Genomic DNA, 23780 nt, shown 5'->3' on the forward strand with positions numbered 1-23780 from the left:
TCCACGTGGGGCGGGGGTCCACGGCCCCACCGACTAGGCTGGCCTGCGTGAACGAGTCACCTCTGTCCGAGTTCATCAAGGCCTACGACGTGCGGGGCCTCGTGCCGCAGCAGCTGAACGCCCCCGTGGCGCGTGCCATCGGCGCGGCGTTCGCGCGCGTCGTGGCCCTGCCGGAGGATGCCACCGGCGTCGTCGTCGGGCACGACATGCGCCCCTCGTCCCCGGAGCTCTCCCGTGCCTTCGCCGAGGGGGCGGCGGCCAACGGTCTCGACGTCACCCTCATCGGGCTCTGCTCGACCGACGGCCTCTACTACGCGAGCGGCGCCCTCGACCGGCCCGGCGCGATGTTCACCGCGAGCCACAACCCGGCGCAGTACAACGGCATCAAGATGTGCCGGGCGGGTGCGCGTCCGGTGGGTCAGGACTCCGGCCTCGGCGAGATCACCGCGGTGGCGCAGTCGATCCTCGACGGTCTCGAGCCGGAGGTCCCCGCCGCTACCGACGTGACGCCCGGGTCCCTCCACGAGGAGGACCTCCTCGCCGACTACGGCGCGTTCCTCCGCGGTCTCGTCGACCTGTCGGGCTCCCGGCCCCTCAAGGTCGTCGTCGACGCCGGCAACGGCATGGGCGGTCACACGGTGCCGAGCGTCCTCGCCGACCTCCCCCTCGACAGCGTCCCGCTCTACTTCGAGCTCGACGGCACGTTCCCCAACCACGAGGCCAACCCCCTCGAGCCGGAGAACCTCCGCGACCTCCAGAAGGCCGTCGTCGAGCACGGCGCCGACATCGGTCTCGCCTTCGACGGCGACGCCGACCGGTGCTTCGTCGTCGACGAGCGCGGCGAACCGGTGAGCCCCTCGGCCATCACCGCGCTCGTCGCCACGCGCGAGATCGCCAAGGAGGTCGCCGCCGGAACGCCTGCGGCCGACGTCGCGATCGTCCACAACGTCATCAGCAGTCGTGCCGTGCCCGAGATCGTCACCGAGCACGGCGCCCACCCGGTGCGCACCCGCGTCGGCCACTCGTTCATCAAGGCCGAGATGGCCCGGGAGGACGCCGTGTTCGGCGGCGAGCACTCCGCGCACTACTACTTCCGCGACTTCTGGTTCGCCGACACCGGCATGCTCGCCGCGATGCACGTCCTCGCGGCGCTCGGCGAGCAGGAGCGGCCGTTCTCGGAGCTCGTCGCCGAGTTCGACCGCTACCCGGCCTCCGGGGAGATCAACTCCCGCGTCGAGGATGTAACCGCCGCCGTCGACCGCGTCCTCGCCTGGGCATCCGACGACGCCACGCAGGACCACCTCGACGGGCTCACCCTCGGATCGTCGACCGGTCCGATGTGGTGGCTCAACCTCCGCAAGAGCAACACCGAGCCGCTCCTGCGACTCAACGTCGAGGCGCAGGACGTCGAGACGATGAGCCGGGTGCGCGACGAGGTGCTCGCCCTCATCCGTCAGGACTCCTGACCACCGGGGACGTCCCCGTCCCCGCCGCCTCTGCCCGACCTCTTCACCCCTCACCCCAAGGAGAGACCATGACCGCCCCCGCCGGATCCACCCCCCGCATCGCCCCCTGGCTGCGCGAGATCCTCCGTTGCCCCGTCACCGGCTCCGAGCTCGTCGACGGCGTCGGCCCCGACGGTACGCCCGAGCTGCAGGCCACGCAGGCGGACGCCTCCGGCGTGCGCCGTGCCTACCGCGTCGAGGGCACGATCCCGGTGCTCCTCGCCGACGAAGCACGCACGATCGACGCCTGACATGGTCTACGTCGACGAGGCCCTGCTCGACGACGAGGCCCACCTCGCCGCCTGTGACAGCAGACAGACGGTGCGTGCGTTCGCGACGGCGGGTGCGCAGGTGCGGGAGGCGTTGACGTTGTCGGCGGAGGCCGACATGGAGCGCCTCACGCGCGGCGACCGGCCCCGGTCGGTCCTCGTCGCCTCCCTCGGTGGGTCGGCCGTCGTCGCCGACGTGCTCGGCATGCTCGCCGAGCCGGGCTCGCCCGTGCCGGTGACGACGCGACGCAACGTGCCGCTGCCCGGGTGGGTCGGTCCGCTCGACCTCGTCGTCGCGGTGTCGCTCTCGGGGCGCGCCCGTGGGCCGCTCGCGGTCGCGGCCGAGGCCGCCCGGCGCGGCGCCTCGCTCCTCACCGTGGGCGCGTCCGACTCACCGCTCGCAGCGATCTCCGCACGGGCCCGTGGCGTCCACGTCGACGTCGGAAGCGGACGCGTGTCGTCGCGGACGGCGTTGTGGTCGCTCCTCACGCCCGTCCTCGTCGGGGCGGACGCCCTCGGGCTCGTCGACGTGCCCGAGTCCGCGCTGCGCGAAGCCGCGGCCCGTCTCGATGCCGAGGCGGAGGCGTGCCGACCCTCCTCGGAGGCGTTCGTCAACCCCGCCAAGCTCCTCGCGCTCGGCCTCGGCGGCACCGTCCCCGTCGTCCTCGGCGACGGCCCCCTCAGCGGGGTGGCGGCCGCCCGGGCGGCCGCGATGCTCACCCGCACCGCGCGCGTGCCCGCCACCCACGGCGAACTGCCCGACGCGGCGTCCCAGATCGTCGCGACGTTCGACGGGCCCTTCACCGCCGGCGGCGGCCAGGGCGTCGACACGCCCGCGGTCGCCGACATCTTCGCCGACCCGTTCCTCGACGGGCCGTCGATGCCGCGCCTCTCCCTCCTCATGCTCCGGGACGCCCCCGTCGACCCGACGAGGCCCGAGGAGGCCGACGTCGCGGCCCTCACCGACGCGGTCCTCGCCACCGCCGAGGACGCCGGCGTGCGGATCTCGACGGTCGTCGCCGAGCCGGGGCCGCCCATCGCGCGGCTCGCCGGTCAGATGGCCCGGGTCGACTTCGCCGCCACCTACCTCGCGATCGGCGCAGGCCTCGACCCTGCCCGGTCCCGTCACCTCCTCCACCTTCGCGACCAGACCCGCTGACCGGGGGCCCGATCCCGCCCCCCCGCCGCCGAAAGGACCACCGTGGACGCCGGAACCACCGACCACGTCGATCTCGCCGTCATCGGCTCGGGCTCGGGCAACTCGCTCGTCACCCCCGACTGGGAAGGCAAGCGGGTCGCGATCATCGAGTCCGGCGCGTTCGGCGGCACGTGCCTCAACGTCGGCTGCATCCCGACGAAGATGTTCGTCTACCCCGCCGAGGTCGCCGCGGCCGTGCGGGAGGCGTCCCGGTACGGCGTTGACGCCCACGTCGACGGGGTGCGGTGGCGCGACATCCGCGACCGCGTCTTCGGCCGGATCGACCCGATCTCGGAGGGCGGCAAGCGCTATCGCCTCGAGGGCGAGAACACGACGGCCTACCTCGGACGGGCCCGGTTCACGGGGGAGCGCACCCTGGAGGTGGCGCTGAACGACGGCGGCACGGCCCGCGTCGAGGCCGACCAGATCGTCGTCGCGACCGGGTCGCACGCGGTGGTCCCGGACGTCGTCCGGGAGTCCGGTGTCCCGTTCCACACCTCCGACACGGTGATGCGCATCGACGACCTCCCGCCGCGGGTCCTCATCATCGGCGGTGGGTACATCGCGACGGAGTTCGCCCACGTCTTCGCCGACCTCGGCGTCGAGGTCACCCTCGTCGCACGCGGCCCGCGCCTGCTCCGGCACCTCGACGGCGACGTCGCCCGTCGTTTCACGGAGGCCGCACGGACGCAGTGGGACGTGCGCCTGGAGACCCGGGTCGAGGAGCTCACTCCGAGCGAGGCGGGGGAGGGGCTCGTCGACGCCCGTCTCTCGGACTCCACGCGCGTCGAGGGCGCGCTCCTCCTCGTGTGCACCGGCCGCGCCCCGAGCGTCGCCGATCTCGACCTGCCCGCGGCCGGCATCGCCCAGCACGACGACAGCCGCATCGTCGTCGACGAGCACGGCCGCACGAGCGTCCCCGGCGTGTGGGCCCTCGGCGACGTCTCCTCCGAGCACCAGCTCAAGCACGTCGCCAACCACGAGGCGCGGGTCGTCGCCCACAACCTCGTCCACGGCGACGACCTGCGGTCGTTCGACGAGCGGTTCGTCCCCGCGGCGGTGTTCACGCGTCCGCAGATCGCCGCGGTCGGCGCCACCCAGGAGGAGCTCGACGAGGCCGGGACGGAGTACCGCGTCAAGGTCCAGGAGTACGCCGACGTCGCCTACGGCTGGGCGATGGAGGACACCGTCGGGTTCTGCAAGGTGCTCGCCGCGCCGGACGGGCGCCTCCTCGGCGTCCACGTCATGGGGCACGAGGCCTCGATCGTCGTCCAGCCCGCGATCCTCGCACTCAACCTCGGCCTCACGGCGGCCGAGACGGCGCGGGGGCAGATGTGGATCCACCCCGCCCTGCCCGAGGTGCTCGAGAACGCGCTCCTCGGCGTCGTCGATCCTGAGAATTGACTGAATCCGTAACGCTGCCAGGCTATTCGCGCCCCACTGTCGTGAGGTCGGTTCATAGTCTCGTTCTCGTGGCCCCGAATGGGCCGTCAGGCGACCCGTCAGGGCCGCCGGAGGGGGGCCCGTGCTCGCAAGAGAGGCCCCGGGGCCGTCGTCGACCTCGTCGGCGCCGCGGGACGCACCGAGTCGTGGCGGGTCGAGGCCCTCAAGGTACGCCACAAGGACGCGCTGCCGTCGTTCCCCTCCGACGGGCCCCGACGCCTCGCCCTCGTCACGTGCGGCGGACCCGTCGTCCACACCGCCCACGGCCGCGGCTACCGCGACAACGTCATGGTGTGGGCGGCGCCCGCCGCCGCAGCCGCACCCGTCGCCACCGCACCCTCCGCACCGGCCGACGCCGCGTCCACGTCCTCTACCGCCTCGCCCTGACCTCGGGTGGACCGCAGGGGACGTCGTCACGGTCCACCCGCACGCGGGGGACTCACGGGGCCCTGCCGTTCCACTCCCACGACGCACCACTCGGGGTGCAGAGCCCCGCCACGCTCGGCCGCCCGCGCCCGCACCGTCGCCACGCGATACCCTGGGGCCTGCGTTCCGGCGTGGGTGATGACCCGCTGCGCGAGACGACCGGGCCCGACGGGTCCGTCACGTCTCCCGGCCCAGAAGGGCGTCGCCGGGGCCGATTGCACATGGCGGGTGGTGGATCTCACCGACCCGCCGACGTCGACCCACGAAAGAGTGCACATGACTGTGGAACACCAGGTCCGCGACCTGCAGCTGGCCGAGGCCGGCCGCCACCAGATCCGTCTCGCCGAGCACGAGATGCCCGGCCTCATGGCCCTGCGCGAGGAGTACGAAGGCAAGAACCCCCTCGCCGGCGCCAACATCGCCGGCTCGCTGCACATGACCGTGCAGACCGCCGTCCTCATCGAGACGCTCGTGGCCCTGGGCGCGGAGGTCCGCTGGGCCTCCTGCAACATCTACTCCACGCAGGACGAGGCGGCCGCGGCCGTCGTCGTCGGCCCGAACGGCACCCCCGAGGACCCTCAGGGCGTCCCGGTGTTCGCCTGGAAGGGCGAGACGCTCGAGGAGTACTGGAACTGCACCAACAAGATCCTCTCCTGGCCGAACGACGAGTTCGCCAACATGATCCTCGACGACGGCGGCGACGCCACGATGCTCGTCCACAAGGGTCGCGAGTGGGAGCAGGCCGGTGGCGTGCCCCCCACCACCGACGAGGACTCCGAGGAGTTCTCCGTGTTCAAGGAGCTCGTGCGCCGCACGATGGCCGAGAACCCGAACAAGTGGACCGAGGTCGCCACCCACATCAAGGGCGTCACCGAGGAGACCACGACCGGTGTCCACCGCCTCTACGAGCTGCACCGCGACGGCGAACTGCTCTTCCCGGCGATGAACGTCAACGACGCCGTCACCAAGTCCAAGTTCGACAACAAGTACGGCTGCCGCCACTCCCTCATCGACGGCATCAACCGCGCCACCGACGTCCTCATCGGCGGCAAGACGGCCGTCGTCTGCGGCTACGGCGACGTCGGCAAGGGCTGCGCCGAGTCCCTCCGCGGCCAGGGCGCCCGCGTCATCGTCACCGAGATCGACCCCATCTGCGCCCTCCAGGCCGCGATGGACGGTTACCAGGTGGCCCGCCTCGAGTCCGTCGTCGAGACCGCCGACATCTTCATCACCACCACCGGCAACTTCGACGTCATCCGCGCCGAGCACATGCGTGCGATGAAGAACAAGGCCATCGTCGGCAACATCGGCCACTTCGACAACGAGATCGACATGGCCGGCCTCGCCAAGACGCCCGGCATCACGAAGACCGAGATCAAGCCGCAGGTCCACGAGTGGACGTTCGAGAACGGCAGCTCGATCATCGTCCTGTCCGAGGGGCGCCTGCTCAATCTCGGCAACGCCACCGGTCACCCGAGCTTCGTCATGTCGAACTCGTTCGCCGACCAGACGATCGCCCAGATCGAGCTCTTCACGAAGGCCGGCAAGGACGGGCAGTACCCCATCGGCGTCTACGTGCTCCCCAAGCACCTCGACGAGAAGGTCGCCCGCGCCCACCTCGCCGCCCTCGGCGTCGAGCTCACCGAGCTCACCAAGGCCCAGGCGGAGTACATCGGCGTCGACGTCGCCGGCCCCTACAAGCCCGACCACTACCGCTACTGATCGAGCACCGCTCTTGATCGAGCGGCGCCGATCGGCCTCCGGGCGTCGTGCCCGGCCGGTCGCACGGTTCCGAACGGCCGCCCACCACAGCGTGGGCGGCCGTTCGGCTTCTCCCGACGGCGGTAGGCTTGGCCGGGCCGGACAGAGCCGGACACAGGGGGTCCGGCCACGGGGAATCGGAGGACCACATGAAGGCGCGCGTGCTCGTCGTCGACGACGACCTTGCCCTCGCAGAGATGCTCGGCATCGTCCTGCGCAACGAGGGATTCGACGTCGACCACGTCGACGACGGATCCGAGGTGCTCCGCGTCTTCCGTGAGACCCGACCCGACGTCGTCCTCCTCGATGTCATGCTTCCCGGCATGGACGGCATCGAGGTCTGCAAGCGGCTCCGTGCCGAGTCGAGCGTGCCGATCATCATGCTCACCGCACGCACCGATACCGTCGACGTCGTCGTCGGACTGGAGTCGGGTGCCGACGACTACGTCAGCAAGCCGTTCAAGCCGCAGGAACTCATCGCCCGCGTGCGCGCGCGGCTGCGGCGCGGCGACGACCCGGCGCCCGAGCGTCTCGTCATCGGCGACCTCACCATCGACGTCGCCGGTCACTCCGTCAAGCGCGACGGGGTGCCGCTGTCGCTCACCCCGCTCGAGTTCGACCTCCTCGTCGCCCTGGCCCGAAAGCCGTGGCAGGTGTTCACCCGCGAGGTCCTCCTCGAACAGGTGTGGGGCTACCGCCACGCCGGCGACACCCGACTCGTCAACGTCCACGTCCAGCGGCTCCGCAGCAAGATCGAGAAGGACCCGGAGCGCCCGCAGATCGTCCTCACCGTCCGCGGCGTCGGCTACAAGGCAGGCCCGGCCTGAGCCCCCACGCGTCCTCGTCCGGCTGGTCGGCCTCCGACCCGTCGGGCATCGTCGCGTCCTCCGCCCCGCGCGATCCGTCGGTGGTCGACGAGCCCATCCCGTCCGACGCCACGTCCGTCGTCGCTCCACAGGCCGCCACCGACACGGATTCCCTCCGAGACGTCCCCGACGCCGACACGGCGGGGGAGGATGACGGGGGCGCGACGGCCGTCACGTCCCCGTCCCGGTGGGCGCGGCTCCGGGAGCGGACGGCGGGTCTCGTCGCCGACGGCCGCCGTCAGTGGCGGACCAGCCTGCAGTTCCGCGTCGTGCTCACGACGCTGCTCGTCGGCACCGTCGTCGTCGTCGCGCTCCAGTCGTTCCTCTACGGGCGGATCGCCGACGGCCTCGTCCAGACGCGGATCGCCGCCGCCGAGGTGGAGGCCGCGAACGGGGCGCACGAACTCCGCGCCAAGCTCGCCCCCAACGGCGAGACCGACGTGAGCACACAGCAGATCGCGTTCGACGTCGTCACCCAGCAGGAGTCGCAGAACCCCGACCAGACGCGCACGCTCATCCTCACGCGGGCCATCGACAACACCCACGCGCCGACGAGCGATCCGACGGCCCACTTCGGGGTGTCCCTCGACGTCGTCCCCACCCATCTGCGCAAGGCCATCGCTGCCGATCCCACGCACCAACAGGTGCAGATCGTCCCCTACCCGAAGGGGGCGGGGAGCGTGCCCGCGGTCGTCGTCGGCACGCAGATCCAGATTCCCGACGCGGGGCCGTACGAGCTCTACTACCTGTTCCCCATGCAGCGCGAGCAGGACATCATGGCGATGGTGTGGCGGGTGTTCGTCGCCGGGGCGATCGCCCTCGTCGGTGCGCTGGGTCTCCTCGCGTTCATCGTCACCCGCCTCGTCGTCGAACCCCTCCGGCAGGCCTCCGAGGTCGCCACGCGGCTCAGCGACGGCCACCTCAACGAGCGCATGCTCGTCCGCGGCGAGGACGACATCGCGCGCCTCGCGACGGCGTTCAACGACATGGCCGAGCACCTGCAGGGGCAGATCCAGCAACTCGAGACGCTGTCGCGAGTGCAGCAACGGTTCGTCTCCGACGTCTCCCACGAGCTGCGCACCCCGCTCACGACGATCCACATGGCCTCGGCGCTCATCTACGACCAGCGGCACGACTTCGAGCCGATGGTGGAACGCACCGCCGAGCTCCTCCACACGCAGGTCGAACGGTTCGAGGCGCTGCTCGGCGACCTCCTCGAGATCAGTCGGTTCGACGCGGGCGGTGCGGCGCTCGAGGCCGACCCCGTCGACCTCCGTGTGATCGTCGCCCGGGTCGCGTCGGCGACGGACCAGCTCTCCGAGGCGAAGGGGAGCGAGATCGTCCTCGTCGGCGACGACGAGCCCCGCGTCGCGGCGGTCGACTCCCGCCGAGTCGAGCGCATCCTCCGCAACCTCCTCGTCAACGCCGTCGAGCACGGTGAGGGGCGGCCGGTGACGATCGAGCTCGGGTCCGACGAGGACGCCGTCGCCGTCGTCGTCGCCGATCAGGGGATCGGGCTCAAGCCGGGGGAGGCCGATCTGGTCTTCAACCGGTTCTGGCGGGCCGACCCCTCACGCAAGCGCACCACGGGCGGCACGGGTCTCGGGCTCGCGATCTCCCTCGAGGACGCGCATCTCCACCACGGGCGTCTGCAGGCCTGGGGCAAGCCGGGGGCGGGATCGCGCTTTCGCCTCACCCTCCCGAGGGTCTCCGGCGCTGTCGTCGACGACTCGCCGCTGCCCCTGGAACCCTCAGCGCCCACGCCCGACGGGATGGACGCGCCGGTGGATGCCGACGCGGTCCCGGAGGCAGCCCCGCCCGAGGTGGAGGCCGTGGCGCCACCCGAGGAGCCCACGCCTTCCGGCCCGCCTGCCGATCTCCCGGAGGAGGATCGATGATCCGAGCCCGTCTCGTCCGGCGCCTGCTCGCCGCCGCGACCGTCCTCGCGCTCGCCGGATGCGGTGGCCTCCCCGACAAGAGCGGGGTGCAGCAGGGGCTCGAGGTCCGCGCCCCCGAGTACCAACCCATCCGGCTCCAGTTCGAGCCGCCCACCCCGGGCGCCTCACCCGCCCAGATCGTCCAGGGCTTCCTCGCCGCCGGGGGGTCCCCCGACGACGACTACGCGGCGTCCCGTGCCTACCTCACCGGGGCCGCCTCGGCAGCGTGGGAGCCGCGACGCCAGGTCACCGTCTTCACCGACTCCCGTAAGCTCACCGTCCAGGTCCGGGGGGACACCGTCTCCCTCAACGTCCCCGTCGCCGCCCGCGTCGACAAGTCCGGACGGTATCTCGCCTCCTCGCCGGGGGCCGTCACGGCCGCGACCATCGGGCTTACCAAGGTCGGTGGGGAATGGCGGATCTCACGCCTCCCGCGGGGGTTCGGCACGTGGTTGAGCTCGTTCTACTTCGAGCGGTCGTTCCGGCAGATGACGCTCACCTACACCGACCCCCTCGACCGGACCCTCCTCACCGACTACCGGTGGTTCCCGATGCGTCCCGACGCGGTGTCGTCACGCACATGGACGGGACTGGCGACGAGCCTCGCCCGGGCGCAGCTCGCGCCCGTCCCCTCCTACCTCGAGGGCGCCGCGGTCACCGCGTTCCCGCCCGGCACCGACCTTGCCGTGGACGCCGTCGCGATCATCGACCAGGTCGCCCACATCGAACTCACCTCCGCGGCCCTCGACGCCTCGACGGAAGGACGCCGGGCCGCATGGGCGCAGATGCTCACGACGATGCGTCAGGTCCCCGGCGTGAGCGGGGTGTCGATCACCGTCGCCGGCGCGCCCCTCAAGATCCTCGGGATCGACGGCGCCCCCAAGAGTCTCGCGCAGCTCGGCTACGAGTCCCCGGCCGCGGCGGCACCCGCCCTCGTCATCCGCGACGGGGAGCGGCTCCAGGCCGTCGATTTCACCGGATGGCTCCGGGGTGGGGAGAACCAGCGGGCGGTCGACGCGACGCTGCCGCAGGTGCCGGAACGGTGGGAGTCGGTCGCCGTCTCCCCGGACCTGCGCGAGGTCGCCGCCGTCGGCCGTGACCGGGCGTCGTTGCGCCGCTGGACGGGGGGCGGCTCCGGCTCACCCACGGCCTTCGGCTCCTCGCTCACCCAACCGGCGATCGACCGGCGCGGTCGCACCTGGGTCGGCGGCGCCGACACGCGGGGACGTCCACGCATCTGGTGGTTCGAGGGCGGGTCGTCGCCCACGTCACCGCCCACGGCGCTCTCCGCGCCGTGGATCACCGGGACGATCGCCGCGGTCCTCACCTCGCCGGGCAGCCGCCGCCTCGCCGTCGCGGTCACCGACGGCGCGGGGATCACGTCCGTCTACGTCACCGGGATCGCCCTGGGGCAGAACGGCACCCCGCACGCGCTCGGCAAGCCGTGGCGGATCGCCACCGGCCTGTCGACGATGCGCGACCTCACGTGGGCCGACGACGCCTCGCTCGCGGCCGTCGCGTCGTGGGAGGGCAGCGACGTCCGTCCGATCATGCTGCCCCTCGGCGGCCCCGTCGAATTCCTCCCCCCCGTGCAGGACATCGACGAGATCATCACCTCCGGGGGGATCCGCGGCGTCATCGTCCTCACCGGTGACGGTGGGGTGTGGCGTCGCGTCAACGGCACCTGGCAGCAGCACGCCACGGCCGACGACCTCATCGTCCCGGGGTCCTGAGACGGGTCCTCGGGCCGTGCCCCGTCCCGGCGTCCACCGCCGGGTCCTTGCCACCGCCTCCGTCCACAAGGGCCGGGACCGCGTCCCGGCGACGGCCGCCCCCGGGGCACTATGGGCGTCGTGGACCGCCCCACCCCGCAGCCACGCCTGGCGTCGTCGGACCCCCGGCCGCCACGACGCCCGTCCGCGATCGGTGTCCGATGCCTCGGGGCCGTGGCGTCGGCGCTGGCCGCTGTGGCCGATCTCGCCCTCCCGCTCCTCTGCGGCGGATGCGCCACAGCCGGCACCCCGTGGTGTCCCGAGTGCGCGCACGCCCTTGCGCACGCCACCGCCTACCCCCGCATCGTCGCCGGGCGGGCAGGCACCGCGGCCGCCCCCGACGGAGCGGTCTTCGCCGCCGGCCGGTACGAGGGAGTGCTGCGCTCTGCGCTCGTCGCCTACAAGGACCACGGCCGACGCGACCTGCTCGACGTCCTCGCCACGCCGTTGCGGAGTTCCTTCGTCGCAGCGGTCGCCCTGCGGCCCGAGCTCGGCCGGACGCCGGTCGTCGTGCCCGCGCCGTCCTCGGTCCGCTCCCGGCGTCGCCGGGGTGACGTCCCTACCGCCCTTCTCGCGCGGCGGGCCCTCTCCGGGGCCGACGTCCTCACCGGCCGCACCTGGGTGTGGGCGCCACTGCTCCGCCACGTCCGCGCCGTCGACGACCAGGCGGGCCTCTCGCGATGGCAGCGCGCCCGCAACACCGACCACGCCTTCGTCGTCGTCGACCCGTCGACGGGGCGGCTGTGGCGAGGACGTCCCAGGGGGAGGCCGGGGCCCCATCCGCTCGTCGGGCGGGACGTGGTCGTCGTCGACGACGTCGTGACGACGGGCGCGACCGCCCGGGAGTGCGTCCGCGCGCTCCGCGAGATCGGGGCCCGCCCGGTGGCCGTCGTCGCCCTCGCCGCGACGCCCGCCGCCCAGAGGGGAACCTGATCGGCGTGAGGGCGACGCCCCGGCCCGTGGCACTGTCGCCCCGTCCGTGGGTGGCGTCGGCGAGGGGCCCGGAGCGCAGGTGCCGGGCCGCGTGCCGCGCGCGGCGTCGCGCGCTCGTGTGTCGACGCCCGTCCTCCGCCTCCGGCGCCCGGCACCTTCGGGGTGGTCGGCAATCGGGGGATGCGCACATGGACGACGAGGAAGGACGGCGATGATCCTTCTCCGGCACGGGTTCGTCGTCTACGGTTCAGACAGACGCCCATCGTGGGGCGTCCACCGTGATCGTCGCGGCGGCCCTGTCGCGCAACGACGTTCACGAGCACGCCGGAGTCGTTCGACGAAGGGGGTGATGAGGCACAGCCCACCGGGGCCTGCAGAGGCCCGTCACCACCCAGCACAGGAGGAATCCCGTGGAAATCGTCGTCACCGGCCGCCAGATCAAAGTCTCCGACCGCTTCCGTGAGGTGCTCGAGGAGAAGCTCGCGAAGGTCGAGCAGCTCGCCCCCCGCACCCAGCGCGTCGAGGTCGTCCTCAGTCACGAGACCACCCGCGGCGCACCCAAGGGGAGCGAACGGGTCGAGATCACCTGCCTCGCCAAGGGGCCCGTCGTGCGCGCCGAGGCCTTCGACGAGGACAAGTACGTCGCCCTCGACATGGCCCTCGACAAGCTCGCGGAGCGGCTGCGTCGCGTCGGCGACCGGCGCAAGGTCGCCCGTCGCCGCGGCGGCCCCGACTTCGCCGAGGCCGTCTCGGGACTCCAGATCGCCCAGATGGGCGGCCCCGAACCCGCTGCCGGTGAGGAGGAGCAGACGTCGCCGCCCGAGCCGGGCGACGTGAGCCACCGCATCCCCGCCGAGGGCGACTCCCCGATCGGGGTCCGCGAGAAGACGCACTCGTCGCCGCCGATGACCCTCGAGCAGGCGCTCTCCGAGATGGAACTCGTCGGCCACGACTTCTACCTCTTCCATGACGTCGACACCGACCGGCCGAGCGTCGTGTACCGCCGCCGCGGTTGGTCGTACGGCGTCATCCACCTCGAGGTCGAGCCCCCGTGGGCCGACGGCGAGGGAACGAAGGCCTGACGCGTCCGCCCCGGGCGCCGTGAGGGATCGGGTGGGTCGACCGCGAGGGCCGGCCCACCCGATCCGTGCGCCGGCCGCCCGCACGCCCGAAGGGGATAGGGACGTGTTCGTGGGCGCATGTCATGATGGCGGCGTGACCAGCGAAAAGACCTCGGAACCCGAGGATGGGGAGGTCGCCGGGGCCGTCGTCCGCGTCGTCGTCGTCGACGACCACGTCCTCTACCGGCGGGGCCTCGAGATGGTGCTCGGCACGGAGGACGACCTACGCATCGTCGGGGAGGCCGCGGACGGCGTGGCGGCGGTCGAGGTCGTCGCCGGGACGCGACCCGACGTCGTCCTCATGGACGTCCGCATGCCGGGCGGGGACGGCATCGAGGCCTGCCGTCGCATCCGTGACCTCGGGCTCGACGCCCGGGTCGTCATGATCACGACGTCGGAGGACGAAAGGGACCTCGTCGAGGCGTTACGTGCCGGCGCGAAGGGCTACCTCCTCAAGGACGCTCCGGCCGAGCAGATCATCGACGGCATCCGCGCCGTCCACGCGGGGGAGTCGCTGCTGTCCCCGGCGCTCACGTCGGCCCTCCTCGAGGAGTTCTCGGCGCTCGTCGGCGCGGAGGAGCGGCGGGACCCGCGGACGATGCTCACGGAGCGCGAGCGGGAGGTGCTCGCCGTGCTCGGTGAGGGGCTCACGAACAAGGAGATCGCCGGCAGACTCTTCATCAGCGAGAACACGGTGAAGAACCACGTCCACAACCTCCTGGAGAAGCTCGGTCTCCACTCCCGCACGGAGGCGGCCCTGTTCGCGGTGCGTCAGGGGCGCCGGGCGCCGTGAGCACGAAGGCCGTCCTCGCGCCGGTGGAGACGTTGTCGCTGCGCGAGGCGCGTCGGGCCGCGCTCACCGCTCAAGGGTTCGGCGCGCGGTTCCGGCCCCGCGGCGACGTACGTGCCTCCCACCTGCGCTCGGTCGCGGATCGGCTCGGGGTGATCCAGATCGACTCCGTCAACGTCGTGACCCGCAGCCAGTACCTCCCCTTCTTCTCGCGGCTCGGCCCGTACGACACCGCACGGCTCGACCGGTTGCGTGACCGTGGGCCACGCCACCTCGTCGAGTACTGGGCGCACGAGGCCTCCCTTGTGCCCGTGTCGACGTGGCCGCTCCTCGGGGTCCGCATGCGGCGGGCGGAGGAGTCGTGGGGGAGCATGCAACGGGCCGCGGACCAGCATCCCGAGGTCGTCGAGGCGGTGCTTGCCGAGGTTGCCCGCTCGGGGCCGATCACGGCCCGCGCCCTCGACGCGCGGCTTGCCCACGACGTCCCGCGACGGGAGGGCCACTGGGGGTGGAACTGGTCGATCGTGAAGGCGGCGCTGGAGCACCTCTTCTGGACGGGACGCGTCACGAGCGCGGGCCGCACGACCCAGTTCGAACGTCGATACGCCGTGCCGGAGGCGGTGCTGCCGCGGGAGGTCGTCGACGCCGGACCCCACGGTGCGACCCCTGTGTCGGAGGACGATGCGCTCGCTGCCCTCGTCGAGATCTCCGCCCGCGCGATCGGGGTCGGCAGCGCCCAGTGCCTCCGCGACCACTTCCGGCTCTCGCCCGCCCAGGCCGCTCCCGCGATCACGCGGCTCGTCGAGGAGGGGACCCTGCTCCCCGTCCGCGTCGAAGGGTGGCGCAGGCCGTGCTACCTCCACCGCGACGCCGTCGTGCCGCGACGACGTCCCGACGTCGCCGCGCTCCTCAGCCCGTTCGACTCCCTCGTGTGGCAACGGGACCGCACCCGCGCGCTCTTCGGGTTCGACTTCCGTCTCGAGATCTACGTGCCCGCCGCGCAACGCGTCCACGGTTACTACGTGCTGCCGTTCCTCCTCGACGACGCCCTCGTCGCCCGCGTCGACCTCAAGGCCGACCGGGCCGCGGGGATCCTCTGCGCGCACGCGATCCACTGGGAGCCGGGTGCGGGCGGAGGCGACCATCGTGAGCGTCTCGACGGTCAGTTCTCCTCTCTCGCCTCGTTCCTCGGGCTCGACTCCGTCGAGGTGGGTCGGGTCGTCAGCGCATAGTGGTGCGTCTCGCCGCGAGGCGAGACGACCGCGCCGCACCTCGTGAACCCGACCGCGGCGAGGAGCGCCCGGGAGGCGGTGTTCGTCACGTCGCTCGTCGCGAGGACGCGGGCGAGGGCCGCGCCCCCGGGATCCGCCGAGAGCAGATGGTCGGTGAGCAGCCGGAGCGCCTCGAGGGCGAGGCCCCGCCGCCGGTGGCGGGCCCGGATCCACACGCCCACCTCGGCGGTGTCCTCGGGTGCTCCGGTGGTGACGGCCCGGACCGTCCCGACCGGCCCGGCGTCCGTGCGCACGGCCCAGCACGTCTGACGGCCGAGGACGTGGTCGGCCCGGAGCTCGTCGAGCCACGCCCGCGCGTGACGCTCGTCGGCGTCCGGGCGGCCCTGCGTCCACCCGTCCGGCTCGCGGAGAAGCTCCACCATCGCGCCCAGGTCGTCGTCGGTGAACGGGGAACACATCGTCCGTCCTCGCGGTGCGGTGAGGACGACACCGCGGAGGCACCGCCACGCCGGCAGCTCGAGGTCGCGGTGGAGCTCGACCTCGAGCATGTCGTGCGCCCCGCCCCCGTCACGCAGGGCGCGGCGATGCACCCCGACGGGGGTGAACCCCGCTCCGCGGAGGCGTGCGATCGACGGGAGGTTCGCCGTGTCGGCGTCGGCGTCGAGCAGGTCCAGTCCGAGGCCGCCCTCGGCCGCGGGCGTGAAGGCGTGGGCGACGAGCAGGTCGAGGGCCTCGGCGAGCACCCCGCGTCCCCGTGCTGCGGGGAGCACCCAGTAGCCGGCACGTCCGGCCGGCCGCCGCGGACGACCGAGCCGGAACACGTGGATCGCGCCGAGCACGCGGTCGTCGCGGGGTTCGGAGAGGCACCAGAACACGCCCTCGCCCGTGGCCGTGCGCTCCCGGCGTTCCTGCCGCCAGGTGGGGAACTCCTCCGCGGTGGGTACGAGGTCACCGAGGAAGCGTTCGGCCACGGCGTCGCGTTCGGGCGGCAGCGCGTCGTCCTCCCGCCACGCCCGCAGGACGACGCGCTCTCCGACGAGGCGTGGAGTGGTGAGGGACGAGGGTCCGGTCATGGGGCCAGTGTGGTGCCCGGCGGTCCGGGCGGGACGACGGGCATCCGCAGGGTGGTCCAGGCGGTGCCTGGCCGAGGGGGAGTGGGGGCCGTTCCCGCGACGGGAGTCCGTGGGGACGTGACAGGGTGGAGCCATGAGTGATGTTCAGGTGAGCAGGAACGACGACCGCAACCGGTACGAGGCGTACCTCGAGGGCGCCCTCGCGGGGTTCGCCGAGTTCCGTCGCGGCGACGGCACGATCGAGTTCCCCCACACGGTCACCGAGCCGGAGTTCGGTGGCCGCGGGGTCGCGTCCGCCCTCGCGCGCACGAGCCTCGACGAAGCCCGTGAGCAGGGCCTTCGCGTCATCCCGTCGTGCTCGTTCTACGCCGGGTGGATCGAGAAGCACCCCGACTACGCCGAGCTCGTCCAGCGCTGATCGCGAGCGTTCCCCTGCCCGCCCCGGCCGCGTGCCGGGCCGGGTGAGGGGGCGCCGCCGATCGGCGCCGAACGCCGGATCCGCCCGCCCCACAACGCTGCTGAGGTGGGCGGATGCGTCTCGCCGCGCCCCGGGGGTGACCTGATCGGGGCCGCGATGCGTTTAGGCTGGAGAGACCACCGAGTACGGCACCGGACAACGGGTGGGGGTCCGGACGCCGTTCGTCTGCGCAAGGAGTCAGCACGTGCCGAAGATCGTCGACCGAATCCTGCGTGCCGGGGAAGGTGCCGTCGTCCGGCGCCTCGAAGGCATCGCGGCGCAGGTCAACGCCATCGAAGAGGACTTCGAGAGGCTGACCGACGCCCAGCTGCGCGAGGAGACCGACGTCTTCCGCAAGCGCGTCGCCGACGGGGAGTCGCTCGATTCGCTCCTTCCCGAGGCGTTCGCCGCCGTGCGGGAGGCGAGCAAGCGCACCCTCGGCAAGCGCCACTTCGACGTGCAGATCATGGGCGGCGCGGCCCTCCACCAGGGCAACGTCGCCGAGATGAAGACCGGTGAGGGCAAGACGCTCGTCGCGACCCTCCCGAGCTACCTCAACGCCCTTTCGGGCAAGGGCGTCCACGTCGTCACCGTCAACGACTACCTCGCCGAGTATCAGTCCGAGCTCATGGGCCGCGTGCACCGCATGCTCGGCATGGAGACGGGCTGCATCCTCTCGCAGATGACCCCGGCCCAGCGGCGCGCGGAGTATGCGAAGGACATCACGTACGGCACGAACAACGAGTTCGGCTTCGACTACCTCCGCGACAACATGGCCTGGCAGGTCTCCGACCTCGTCCAGCGCGGCCACAACTTCGCCATCGTCGACGAGGTCGACTCGATCCTCATCGACGAGGCGCGCACCCCGCTCATCATCTCGGGACCCTCCGACGCGGCGACGAAGTGGTACACCCAGTTCGCGCGGCTCGTGAAGCACCTCGAGCGCGGCACCGCCGCCGACCGCATGCGCGGCATCCCCTCGACGGGCGACTACGAGGTCGACGAGAAGAAGAAGACCGTCGGCATCCTCGAGCCGGGCATCGAGAAGATCGAGGACCTCCTCGGTATCGACAACCTCTACGAGGCCGTCAACACGCCCCTCATCGGGTACCTCAACAACGCGATCAAGGCCAAGGAGCTCTTCAAGCGCGACAAGGACTACGTCGTCATGGACGGCGAGATCCTCATCGTCGACGAGCACACGGGCCGCATCCTCAAGGGCCGCCGCTACAACGAGGGCATGCACCAGGCCATCGAGGCCAAGGAGGGGGTGGAGATCCAGAACGAGAACCAGACCCTCGCGACGATCACCCTCCAGAACTACTTCCGCCTCTACGAGAAGATCTCCGGCATGACCGGTACGGCCCAGACGGAGGCCGCCGAGCTGCACCAGATCTACAAGGTGGGCGTCGTGCCCATCCGCACGAACCGGCCCATGATCCGCCGCGATCAGCCGGACCTCGTGTACCGCACGGAGAAGGCCAAGTTCGACGCCGTCGTCGAGGACATCGTCGCCCACCACGGGACGGGCCAGCCCGTCCTCGTCGGGACGACGAGCGTCGAGAAGAGCGAGTACCTCAGCCACCAGCTCGAGCAGCGCGGAGTGGTCCACGCCGTCCTCAACGCCAAGCATCACGAGCTCGAGGCGAGCATCGTCGCCGACGCGGGGCGTAAGGGAGCCGTCACCGTCGCGACGAACATGGCCGGTCGAGGCACTGACATCATGCTCGGTGGCAACCCCGAGTTCCGGGCCGTCGCCGCCCTCAAGGCGCGTGGCCTCTCCCCGGAGGAGACCCCCGAGGAGTACGAGGCGGCGTGGGACGACGCGCTCGCCGCGGCCGAGCGGGCCGTCGCGCAGGAGCACGACGAGGTCAAGGAGCTCGGTGGCCTGTACGTCCTCGGCACCGAGCGTCACGAGTCGCGCCGTATCGACAACCAGCTCCGTGGCCGGTCGGGCCGTCAGGGCGACCCGGGCGAGTCCCGGTTCTACCTGTCGCTCCAGGACGACCTCATGCGGATGTTCAACGCCGGCCTCGTCGACCGGTTCATGGCGTCCTCCGGCATGGACGACTCCGAGGCGATCGAGTCCAAGCTCGTCACGCGGTCGATCCAGAGCGCGCAGACGCAGATCGAGGGACGCAACTTCGAGATCCGCAAGAACGTCCTCAAGTACGACGACGTCCTCAACACGCAGCGCAAGGTGATCTACGCCGACCGGCTCCGCGTGCTCGAGGGTGAGGACCTCACCGAGCAGATGCGTGACTTCCTCACCGACGTCGTCGAGGGGTACGTGACGGCCGCGACGGTCGAGGGGTTCGCCGAGGACTGGGACCTCGAGGAGTTGTGGACGGCCTGCGGCACGCTCTACCCGATGGGCGTCACCCTCGACGAGGTGCTCCACTCGGCGGGCGGACTCTCCGGCATCGACGCCCAGGTCCTCAAGGACGAGCTGCTGAGCGACGCCCACCGGGCCTTCGACGCCCGAGAGGCGGAGCTCGGCCCGCGTGGCACCCGCGAGGTGCAGCGACGCGTCATCCTCTCGGTGCTCGACCGCAAGTGGCGGGAGCACCTCTACGAGATGGACTACCTCCAGGAGGGCATCGGCCTGCGCGCGATGGCGCAGCGCGACCCGGTCGTCGAGTACGCCCGCGAGGGCTACCAGATGTTCAACGCGATGCTCGACGGCATCAAGGAGGAGTCGGTCGGCTACTTCTTCAACGTCGACGTGCAGGTCGACGAGAGTCAGCTCCCGCCGGAGGACGAGGAGTTCGACGACTCCGACGTCGCGATCCGCGGGGCCGACCTCGACGGCCCGCGCAAGGAACGGTTGCACTACTCGGCGCCGTCGGAGGACGGCTCCGTCGAGGAGCGCGACGACCTCAGCCGTCAGGACCGCCGCACCCGCCGCGCGGCCAAGCGGTCGCAGCGCAAGAAGGGCCGCTGAGCGACACCGATCCGCCCGGGGACATCCCCGGCGAGGATCCTCACCGACGACCGCCGAGCCGGCGTCCCCGGCCGAGGGGGCGTCGGCTCAGCCGATCTCGCAGGCGGTGAGGAGCCACCGTCCGTCGAGCCCTTCGAGCCGCACCGCCATGACACGCACGCGCCGGTGGTCGTCGACGACGGCGCACCCCTCGACGACGGACGTGTGCCCGGGGACGACGGACGCGCGCACCCGACGCAACCGGACGGGGCGCCGCGTGACCAGCCCATGCCGTGCGGCGCGGCCGGAGCGGCGGACGATCGAGTCGTAGACGTCGGGGGCGAGGAATCGCATGACCTGGGTGGCGGGGCGGGCTCCCGTGGCCGCCTCGTACACGGCGAGCGCGACCCCGTGGAGCCACCGTTGGGGGTCGGGGAGCGCGGCGAGTTCGGTGTGGACGGGGCCGAAGTCGTCGACGAGACGCAGGCGGGGTGGGGCCGGCGCGGCGACCGTCTTCTCGCCATGGGAACCATACGAACCCTGGGGGCCGGGCGCCGGGATCGGGGAGGAGGGGTCGCCGAGCGGGCGGACGAGGATCGGCGTGAACGCCGGGGAGTCGAGGTCGTCGTCGTCGGGACGGGTGGCGGCGAGGGGCATGCGGGTCTCCTGGAGGGGGAGGGAACAGCTGAGCGCTGCTTGCGTCAAGTATGGGTCGGGTGGTGTGCCCACACCGGGCCCACGGAGCGGGCCTGTGGGTGACCGGTCCGTGCGGGCCCACCGCAACGTGGCGAACCGTGCGACGATGGCGTCGTGCTCGATCGCCTCAGTCCTCTCGACGCCTCGTTCCTCTACCTGGAGGATCCGTCGACGCCGATGCACGTCGGCTCCGTGATGATCCTCGAGCACCCCACCCGCCGGCGGGCCCAGGCGCTCGATCACGACGAGCTCGTCGCCCTCGTGTCCGACCGCATCGGGGAGAACTCCCGGTACCGGCAGCGGGTGCGGGAACTCCCCGGCCGCCTCTCGGGTCCCGTGTGGGTGGACGACGTCGACTTCGACATCAGCTACCACGTGCGGCGTTCGGCGTTGCCGTCGCCGGGCACGGAGGAGCAGCTCGCCGAGTTCGTCGCGCGCATCCAGAGTCGTCCTCTCGACCGCGAGCACCCCCTGTGGGAGGTGTACGTCGTCGAGGGTCTCGAAGGAGGGCGGCAGGCGCTCGTGACGAAGACGCACGAGGCGCTCGTCGACGGTGTCACGGCCGTCGATCTCACCCATCTGCTTCTCGACACCGAACCGCTCGGCCGCCTCCCCGCACCTCGCGAGTGGACGCCGCGTCCGGAACCGGGAGATCTGCACCTGCTCCTCGCCGCCGCCTCCGAGGCCGTGCGTCGGCCCGTCGCGGTCGTCGACCGGGTGCGCGACGGGGTGGTCGACGGGGCGAGCGACCTCGCGCAGCGTGCGATCGACGGTCTCGGTGGGATCGTCGCGGGACTCGCGCGTACCGCCTCCAGCGCCACCCCGACGACGGCGCTCGCGACGTCCCGGGTCCGCGCACCGCGCCGGTTCCGTACCGTGCGTAGCGATCTCGCCGAGTACCGGGCGATCCGGGAGGCGATGGGCGCAGCGCGACGCCCCGTGGACGTGACGGTCACCGACGTGGCCCTCACCGCCGTGACGGGAGGGCTGCGCATGTGGCTGCAGGCCCGCGGCGAACCCGTTCACTCGGCGACGACCGTGCGTGCGATGGTTCCGGTGAGCATCGCGGAGGGCGGCACCGACGCGGACACCGACGGTCCGAGCGTCGGCTCGAGCGAGGTCGTGCCCTGCTTCGTCGACCTGCCGGTGGGGGAGCCGAGTGCGCGCCTGCGCCTCGAGCGGATCGCCTATCAGACGCGTCACCAGGCGCGGAGCTCACGGGCATTGTCGGCGGAGACGCTCGCGGGCATCGCCGGGTTCGCACCACCGACGTTGCACCACCTCGGCGCGCGGGTCGCCGGGGCCGTCTCGCGGCGCATGTTCAACCTCGTCGTGACGAACGTGCCCGGCCCCCAGCGGCCGTTGTACGTCGCGGGTGCCCGGATGGTCGCGACGTACCCGGTCATGCCCCTCCTCGGCGGCCAGACCGTGGCGATCGGGCTCACCTCCTACGACGGCGAGGTCTTCGTCGGCCTCAACGCCGACCGGGCCGCGATGCCCGACCTCGACGTTCTCGCCGCGGGCATCCCCGAGGCGCTCGCCGAACTCGCGGCGACCCTCGTCGACGTCGATCCCCTCGGCCGCGGGCCACGGCCCGGCCGGACCATCTCGAACCCGATACAGGAGACGTGAACGATGCGCGTGTATCTGGCAGCAGGCCCCGACGGGGTCCGAGCGCTCCGCGAGACGGGCACGCTCGAGGCGCCCGGGTACGTCGTCACCGCGGCGATGCGGGCGGCCGATCCGAAGGCCGACGTGGACGACCTCGAGTACGAGGCGGCGCTCCTCGCCGAGGAGGCGCTGCGGGAGGCGGGGGAGCCGGTCCTCGTCGTCGCGGCTGACGTGCCCGACGCGTTCGAGCCACAGGGGGATTCGTCCCGCATCGAGCCGGGGCCCGTCCCCGCCTCCGCCGTCGTGTCGTTCCACGTCGCGGAGCACGGCGCACCCGCCGACGAGGAGCTCCTCTGGTACGACGCGACGGAGATCGACGACGTGCTGCGTTACCTCGACGAGGGCGCCGAGCAGTAGGCCGTCGGGGTTGGCGGCGTGGTGCTCCGGCGGACCCCGGCGTGGAGTCGTCGTCGTCCCGGCGGGTCGCCAGGGCGAGGGTCGGGTCAGCCGCGCTCGGCGAGATGCCGCGCGCCGACACGGTGCTCGGCCTCCAGGGCCTCGCCGACGAGCGGTTCGGCCGCGGCGACGATGCGCCCGCCGACGAGGGGGACCCGTGAGGTGAGCGTGAGGTCGACGACGTGGTCGGTGCCCCCGTCGGCGGGGCGCAGGTGCATCGTGCCGGAGGCCTCCGCGGGGACTCCCTCGATGTCGGCGTGGGTGCGGCCCTCGCGCGAACCGTCGGCGCCCGCGGCGCCCCACTCGACGACCTGGGCGACGACGACGGATCCGCCGACGAAACGCCGGACCGCGTCGGGGGCGCTCGTCGTCGGGAGGCTGCGGCGGGTGGTCACGCGACGCGATGCGCCGGGGGCGCCGGAGGTGTCGAGGTCGACGATCTCGACCTCGTGGTCGAACGCGTGGGTGGCGGCCATGGCCTTCTCCTGGAAGGCCTGGTCGGTGAGCATCGCGTAGACCGTGGCGGGGTCGGCGTCGTAGTGCATCGTCTTGCGCAGCATGGGTCTCACGGTAACGGCGGGGTGGCTGAGGGAGCGGACCCGGTGTCGTCCGGCGAGGCGTCGAGTCGGGTGAGGATGTCGCGGGCCGCCGTGCGCAGGGCGGTGCGGGGCAGCGGCAGGCCGGGGCGTGGCGGCCGGTCGCGTCTGACGTCGGCGGCGAAGTCACGGAGCGCGTGGCCGAAGGTCTCCATGGCGTCGGCGAGCTCGGTGATCTCTGCCGCGTCCTGCGGGGAGGGGGCCCCACCGGTGGATGCGGCGTCGTCGGGGTGGGGGGTGAGGGACCGGCGGAGGAGATGGGCGCCGTGGAGGAGGTCGGAGGCGAGGGCGGCGCAGGAGGCGGCGTCGACCGCGTGTCCCGTCCCTGGGGATCCCGCCGCGACGGGGCGCGGTGGGTCCTGAGCGTCGTGGGAGGCATTCACGGGCAGCCCTCCCCGTCGGAGGTCGGCCGGGCGACGGTACCGCCACCGGTCGAGGCGAGCGCGCGGAGCCGGTCCTCGATCGCGTCGAGGGCGTCGTCGAGGACGAGCTGGGTGGTGTCGTCACCTGCGTCGGGCGCGGCCGAGGCGAGCATCTCGAGGGCGGCACGCGCCGCCGAGGCCGGGTCCGCCGGCACGTCTGAGCTCTCCACGTCATCAGCGTACGTGCCGGCCGGGGGGAGGGCCCCGCCGGTTTCCGCCGAACCTCGGGCGGGAGGGCGATGCCGCTCCTAGCATCGAGGAACAGGCACGACGACGACGACGTGTGATCGAAG

At 72.3% G+C, this 23780-nt stretch carries 22 protein-coding genes; 17 read left to right on the forward strand and 5 right to left on the reverse strand.

The window, feature by feature from the left end:
* Positions 1–47 precede the first annotated feature (47 nt).
* The 13 genes from MOPEL_RS07935 to MOPEL_RS07995 all read left to right on the forward strand — a co-directional run bounded on the left by MOPEL_RS07935 (position 48) and on the right by MOPEL_RS07995 (position 15253).
* Positions 48–1466 (forward strand): phosphomannomutase/phosphoglucomutase, encoded by a 1419-nt coding sequence (locus MOPEL_RS07935; protein WP_009482361.1) that lies wholly within the window; start codon positions 48–50, stop codon positions 1464–1466.
* A gap of 68 nt (positions 1467–1534) precedes the next feature.
* The gene (locus tag MOPEL_RS07940) at positions 1535–1756 is read left to right on the forward strand and encodes a Trm112 family protein (RefSeq protein ID WP_009482362.1); all 222 of its coding nucleotides are present in this window, start codon (positions 1535–1537) and stop codon (positions 1754–1756) included.
* Between the two features lies 1 nt (position 1757).
* Complete coding sequence (locus MOPEL_RS07945; RefSeq protein WP_009482363.1) at positions 1758–2933, forward strand: SIS domain-containing protein; 1176 nt, start codon at positions 1758–1760, stop codon at positions 2931–2933.
* A gap of 42 nt (positions 2934–2975) precedes the next feature.
* Positions 2976–4376: a mycothione reductase gene (locus MOPEL_RS07950; protein WP_009482364.1), complete on the forward strand. Its 1401-nt coding sequence runs from the start codon at positions 2976–2978 to the stop codon at positions 4374–4376.
* Between the two features lie 78 nt (positions 4377–4454).
* Positions 4455–4802: a class F sortase gene (locus tag MOPEL_RS15935; RefSeq protein WP_009482365.1), complete on the forward strand. Its 348-nt coding sequence runs from the start codon at positions 4455–4457 to the stop codon at positions 4800–4802.
* A 315-nt stretch (positions 4803–5117) separates the two neighbouring features.
* Positions 5118–6563, forward strand: coding sequence for an adenosylhomocysteinase (gene ahcY, locus MOPEL_RS07960; protein WP_009482366.1), 1446 nt, complete (start codon positions 5118–5120; stop codon positions 6561–6563).
* A 188-nt stretch (positions 6564–6751) separates the two neighbouring features.
* A complete protein-coding gene (gene mtrA, locus MOPEL_RS07965; RefSeq protein ID WP_009482367.1) occupies positions 6752–7429 on the forward strand; it encodes an MtrAB system response regulator MtrA in 678 nt (225 codons plus the stop codon).
* 80 nt (positions 7430–7509) lie between these two features.
* Positions 7510–9366, forward strand: a complete 1857-nt coding sequence (gene mtrB, locus MOPEL_RS07970; protein ID WP_009482368.1) for an MtrAB system histidine kinase MtrB — start codon at positions 7510–7512, stop codon at positions 9364–9366.
* A complete protein-coding gene (locus tag MOPEL_RS07975) occupies positions 9363–11138 on the forward strand; it encodes an LpqB family beta-propeller domain-containing protein (RefSeq protein WP_009482369.1) in 1776 nt (591 codons plus the stop codon). The genes mtrB and MOPEL_RS07975 overlap by 4 nt, the downstream gene beginning before the upstream one ends.
* Before the next feature lie 213 nt (positions 11139–11351).
* Entirely contained in the window at positions 11352–12110 is a 759-nt protein-coding gene (locus MOPEL_RS07980) for a ComF family protein (protein WP_217994525.1), read from the forward strand.
* Positions 12111–12520: 410 nt separating this feature from the next.
* Entirely contained in the window at positions 12521–13192 is a 672-nt protein-coding gene (gene hpf / locus MOPEL_RS07985) for a ribosome hibernation-promoting factor, HPF/YfiA family (RefSeq protein WP_009482371.1), read from the forward strand.
* Between the two features lie 133 nt (positions 13193–13325).
* The gene (locus MOPEL_RS07990; RefSeq protein ID WP_009482372.1) at positions 13326–14024 is read left to right on the forward strand and encodes a response regulator; all 699 of its coding nucleotides are present in this window, start codon (positions 13326–13328) and stop codon (positions 14022–14024) included.
* Positions 14021–15253 (forward strand): winged helix-turn-helix domain-containing protein, encoded by a 1233-nt coding sequence (locus MOPEL_RS07995; RefSeq protein WP_009482373.1) that lies wholly within the window; start codon positions 14021–14023, stop codon positions 15251–15253. Before MOPEL_RS07990 ends, MOPEL_RS07995 begins: the two co-directional genes overlap by 4 nt.
* Here the strand turns inward: MOPEL_RS07995 and MOPEL_RS15940 are convergent.
* Positions 15184–16326 carry a GNAT family N-acetyltransferase gene (locus MOPEL_RS15940; RefSeq protein WP_009482374.1) on the reverse strand — a complete coding sequence of 381 codons (1143 nt, stop codon included), beginning with the start codon at positions 16324–16326 and terminating at the stop codon, positions 15184–15186. The two genes, MOPEL_RS07995 and MOPEL_RS15940, sit on opposite strands and share 70 nt — an antisense overlap.
* A 133-nt stretch (positions 16327–16459) precedes the next feature.
* Here MOPEL_RS15940 and MOPEL_RS08005 point away from each other — a divergent pair, with 133 nt between their 5' ends.
* Together MOPEL_RS08005 and secA are read left to right on the forward strand one after the other, a co-directional pair.
* Positions 16460–16744 (forward strand): GNAT family N-acetyltransferase, encoded by a 285-nt coding sequence (locus MOPEL_RS08005; protein ID WP_009482375.1) that lies wholly within the window; start codon positions 16460–16462, stop codon positions 16742–16744.
* A gap of 244 nt (positions 16745–16988) precedes the next feature.
* Positions 16989–19727: a preprotein translocase subunit SecA gene (gene secA / locus MOPEL_RS08010; RefSeq protein WP_009482376.1), complete on the forward strand. Its 2739-nt coding sequence runs from the start codon at positions 16989–16991 to the stop codon at positions 19725–19727.
* Positions 19728–19814: 87 nt separating this feature from the next.
* On the opposite strand, the gene MOPEL_RS08015 is transcribed toward secA, so the two are convergent.
* Positions 19815–20363: an Rv3235 family protein gene (locus MOPEL_RS08015; RefSeq protein WP_009482377.1), complete on the reverse strand. Its 549-nt coding sequence runs from the start codon at positions 20361–20363 to the stop codon at positions 19815–19817.
* Between the two features lie 153 nt (positions 20364–20516).
* Between MOPEL_RS08015 and MOPEL_RS08020 the strand changes: the two genes are divergently transcribed.
* The gene (locus MOPEL_RS08020) at positions 20517–22034 is read left to right on the forward strand and encodes a WS/DGAT/MGAT family O-acyltransferase (protein ID WP_009482378.1); all 1518 of its coding nucleotides are present in this window, start codon (positions 20517–20519) and stop codon (positions 22032–22034) included.
* A 3-nt stretch (positions 22035–22037) separates the two neighbouring features.
* The gene (locus MOPEL_RS08025; protein WP_009482379.1) at positions 22038–22430 is read left to right on the forward strand and encodes a DUF6912 family protein; all 393 of its coding nucleotides are present in this window, start codon (positions 22038–22040) and stop codon (positions 22428–22430) included.
* 86 nt (positions 22431–22516) lie between these two features.
* Here the strand turns inward: MOPEL_RS08025 and MOPEL_RS08030 are convergent, their stop codons facing one another.
* The 3 genes from MOPEL_RS08030 to MOPEL_RS08040 are packed head-to-tail and all read right to left on the reverse strand — an operon-like array spanning position 22517 to position 23657.
* Complete coding sequence (locus MOPEL_RS08030) at positions 22517–23029, reverse strand: DUF2505 domain-containing protein (RefSeq protein ID WP_009482380.1); 513 nt, start codon at positions 23027–23029, stop codon at positions 22517–22519.
* A gap of 5 nt (positions 23030–23034) precedes the next feature.
* Positions 23035–23448 carry a hypothetical protein gene (locus MOPEL_RS08035; protein WP_009482381.1) on the reverse strand — a complete coding sequence of 138 codons (414 nt, stop codon included), beginning with the start codon at positions 23446–23448 and terminating at the stop codon, positions 23035–23037.
* The gene (locus MOPEL_RS08040; RefSeq protein WP_141631244.1) at positions 23445–23657 is read right to left on the reverse strand and encodes a hypothetical protein; all 213 of its coding nucleotides are present in this window, start codon (positions 23655–23657) and stop codon (positions 23445–23447) included. Before MOPEL_RS08040 ends, MOPEL_RS08035 begins: the two co-directional genes overlap by 4 nt.
* Positions 23658–23780 lie beyond the last annotated feature (123 nt).

The organism is Mobilicoccus pelagius NBRC 104925 (assembly GCF_000247995.1).
Classification (GTDB): Bacteria; Actinomycetota; Actinomycetes; order Actinomycetales; family Dermatophilaceae; genus Mobilicoccus; species Mobilicoccus pelagius.

Excerpts from the sequence above, each read along its gene's own strand:
- mtrA (WP_009482367.1), top strand. The coding sequence starts at position 6,752 with ATGAAGGCGCGCGTGCTCGTCGTCGACGACGACCTTGCCCTCGCAGAG.
- MOPEL_RS08025 (WP_009482379.1), top strand. The coding sequence starts at position 22,038 with ATGCGCGTGTATCTGGCAGCAGGCCCCGACGGGGTCCGAGCGCTCCGC.
- MOPEL_RS15940 (WP_009482374.1), bottom strand. The coding sequence starts at position 16,326 with ATGACCGGACCCTCGTCCCTCACCACTCCACGCCTCGTCGGAGAGCGC.
- MOPEL_RS07975 (WP_009482369.1), top strand. The coding sequence starts at position 9,363 with ATGATCCGAGCCCGTCTCGTCCGGCGCCTGCTCGCCGCCGCGACCGTC.
- MOPEL_RS08015 (WP_009482377.1), bottom strand. The coding sequence starts at position 20,363 with ATGCCCCTCGCCGCCACCCGTCCCGACGACGACGACCTCGACTCCCCG.
- MOPEL_RS07945 (WP_009482363.1), top strand. The coding sequence starts at position 1,758 with ATGGTCTACGTCGACGAGGCCCTGCTCGACGACGAGGCCCACCTCGCC.
- MOPEL_RS15935 (WP_009482365.1), top strand. The coding sequence starts at position 4,455 with ATGGGCCGTCAGGCGACCCGTCAGGGCCGCCGGAGGGGGGCCCGTGCT.
- ahcY (WP_009482366.1), top strand. The coding sequence starts at position 5,118 with ATGACTGTGGAACACCAGGTCCGCGACCTGCAGCTGGCCGAGGCCGGC.
- MOPEL_RS08005 (WP_009482375.1), top strand. The coding sequence starts at position 16,460 with ATGAGTGATGTTCAGGTGAGCAGGAACGACGACCGCAACCGGTACGAG.
- MOPEL_RS07940 (WP_009482362.1), top strand. The coding sequence starts at position 1,535 with ATGACCGCCCCCGCCGGATCCACCCCCCGCATCGCCCCCTGGCTGCGC.
- MOPEL_RS08030 (WP_009482380.1), bottom strand. The coding sequence starts at position 23,029 with ATGCTGCGCAAGACGATGCACTACGACGCCGACCCCGCCACGGTCTAC.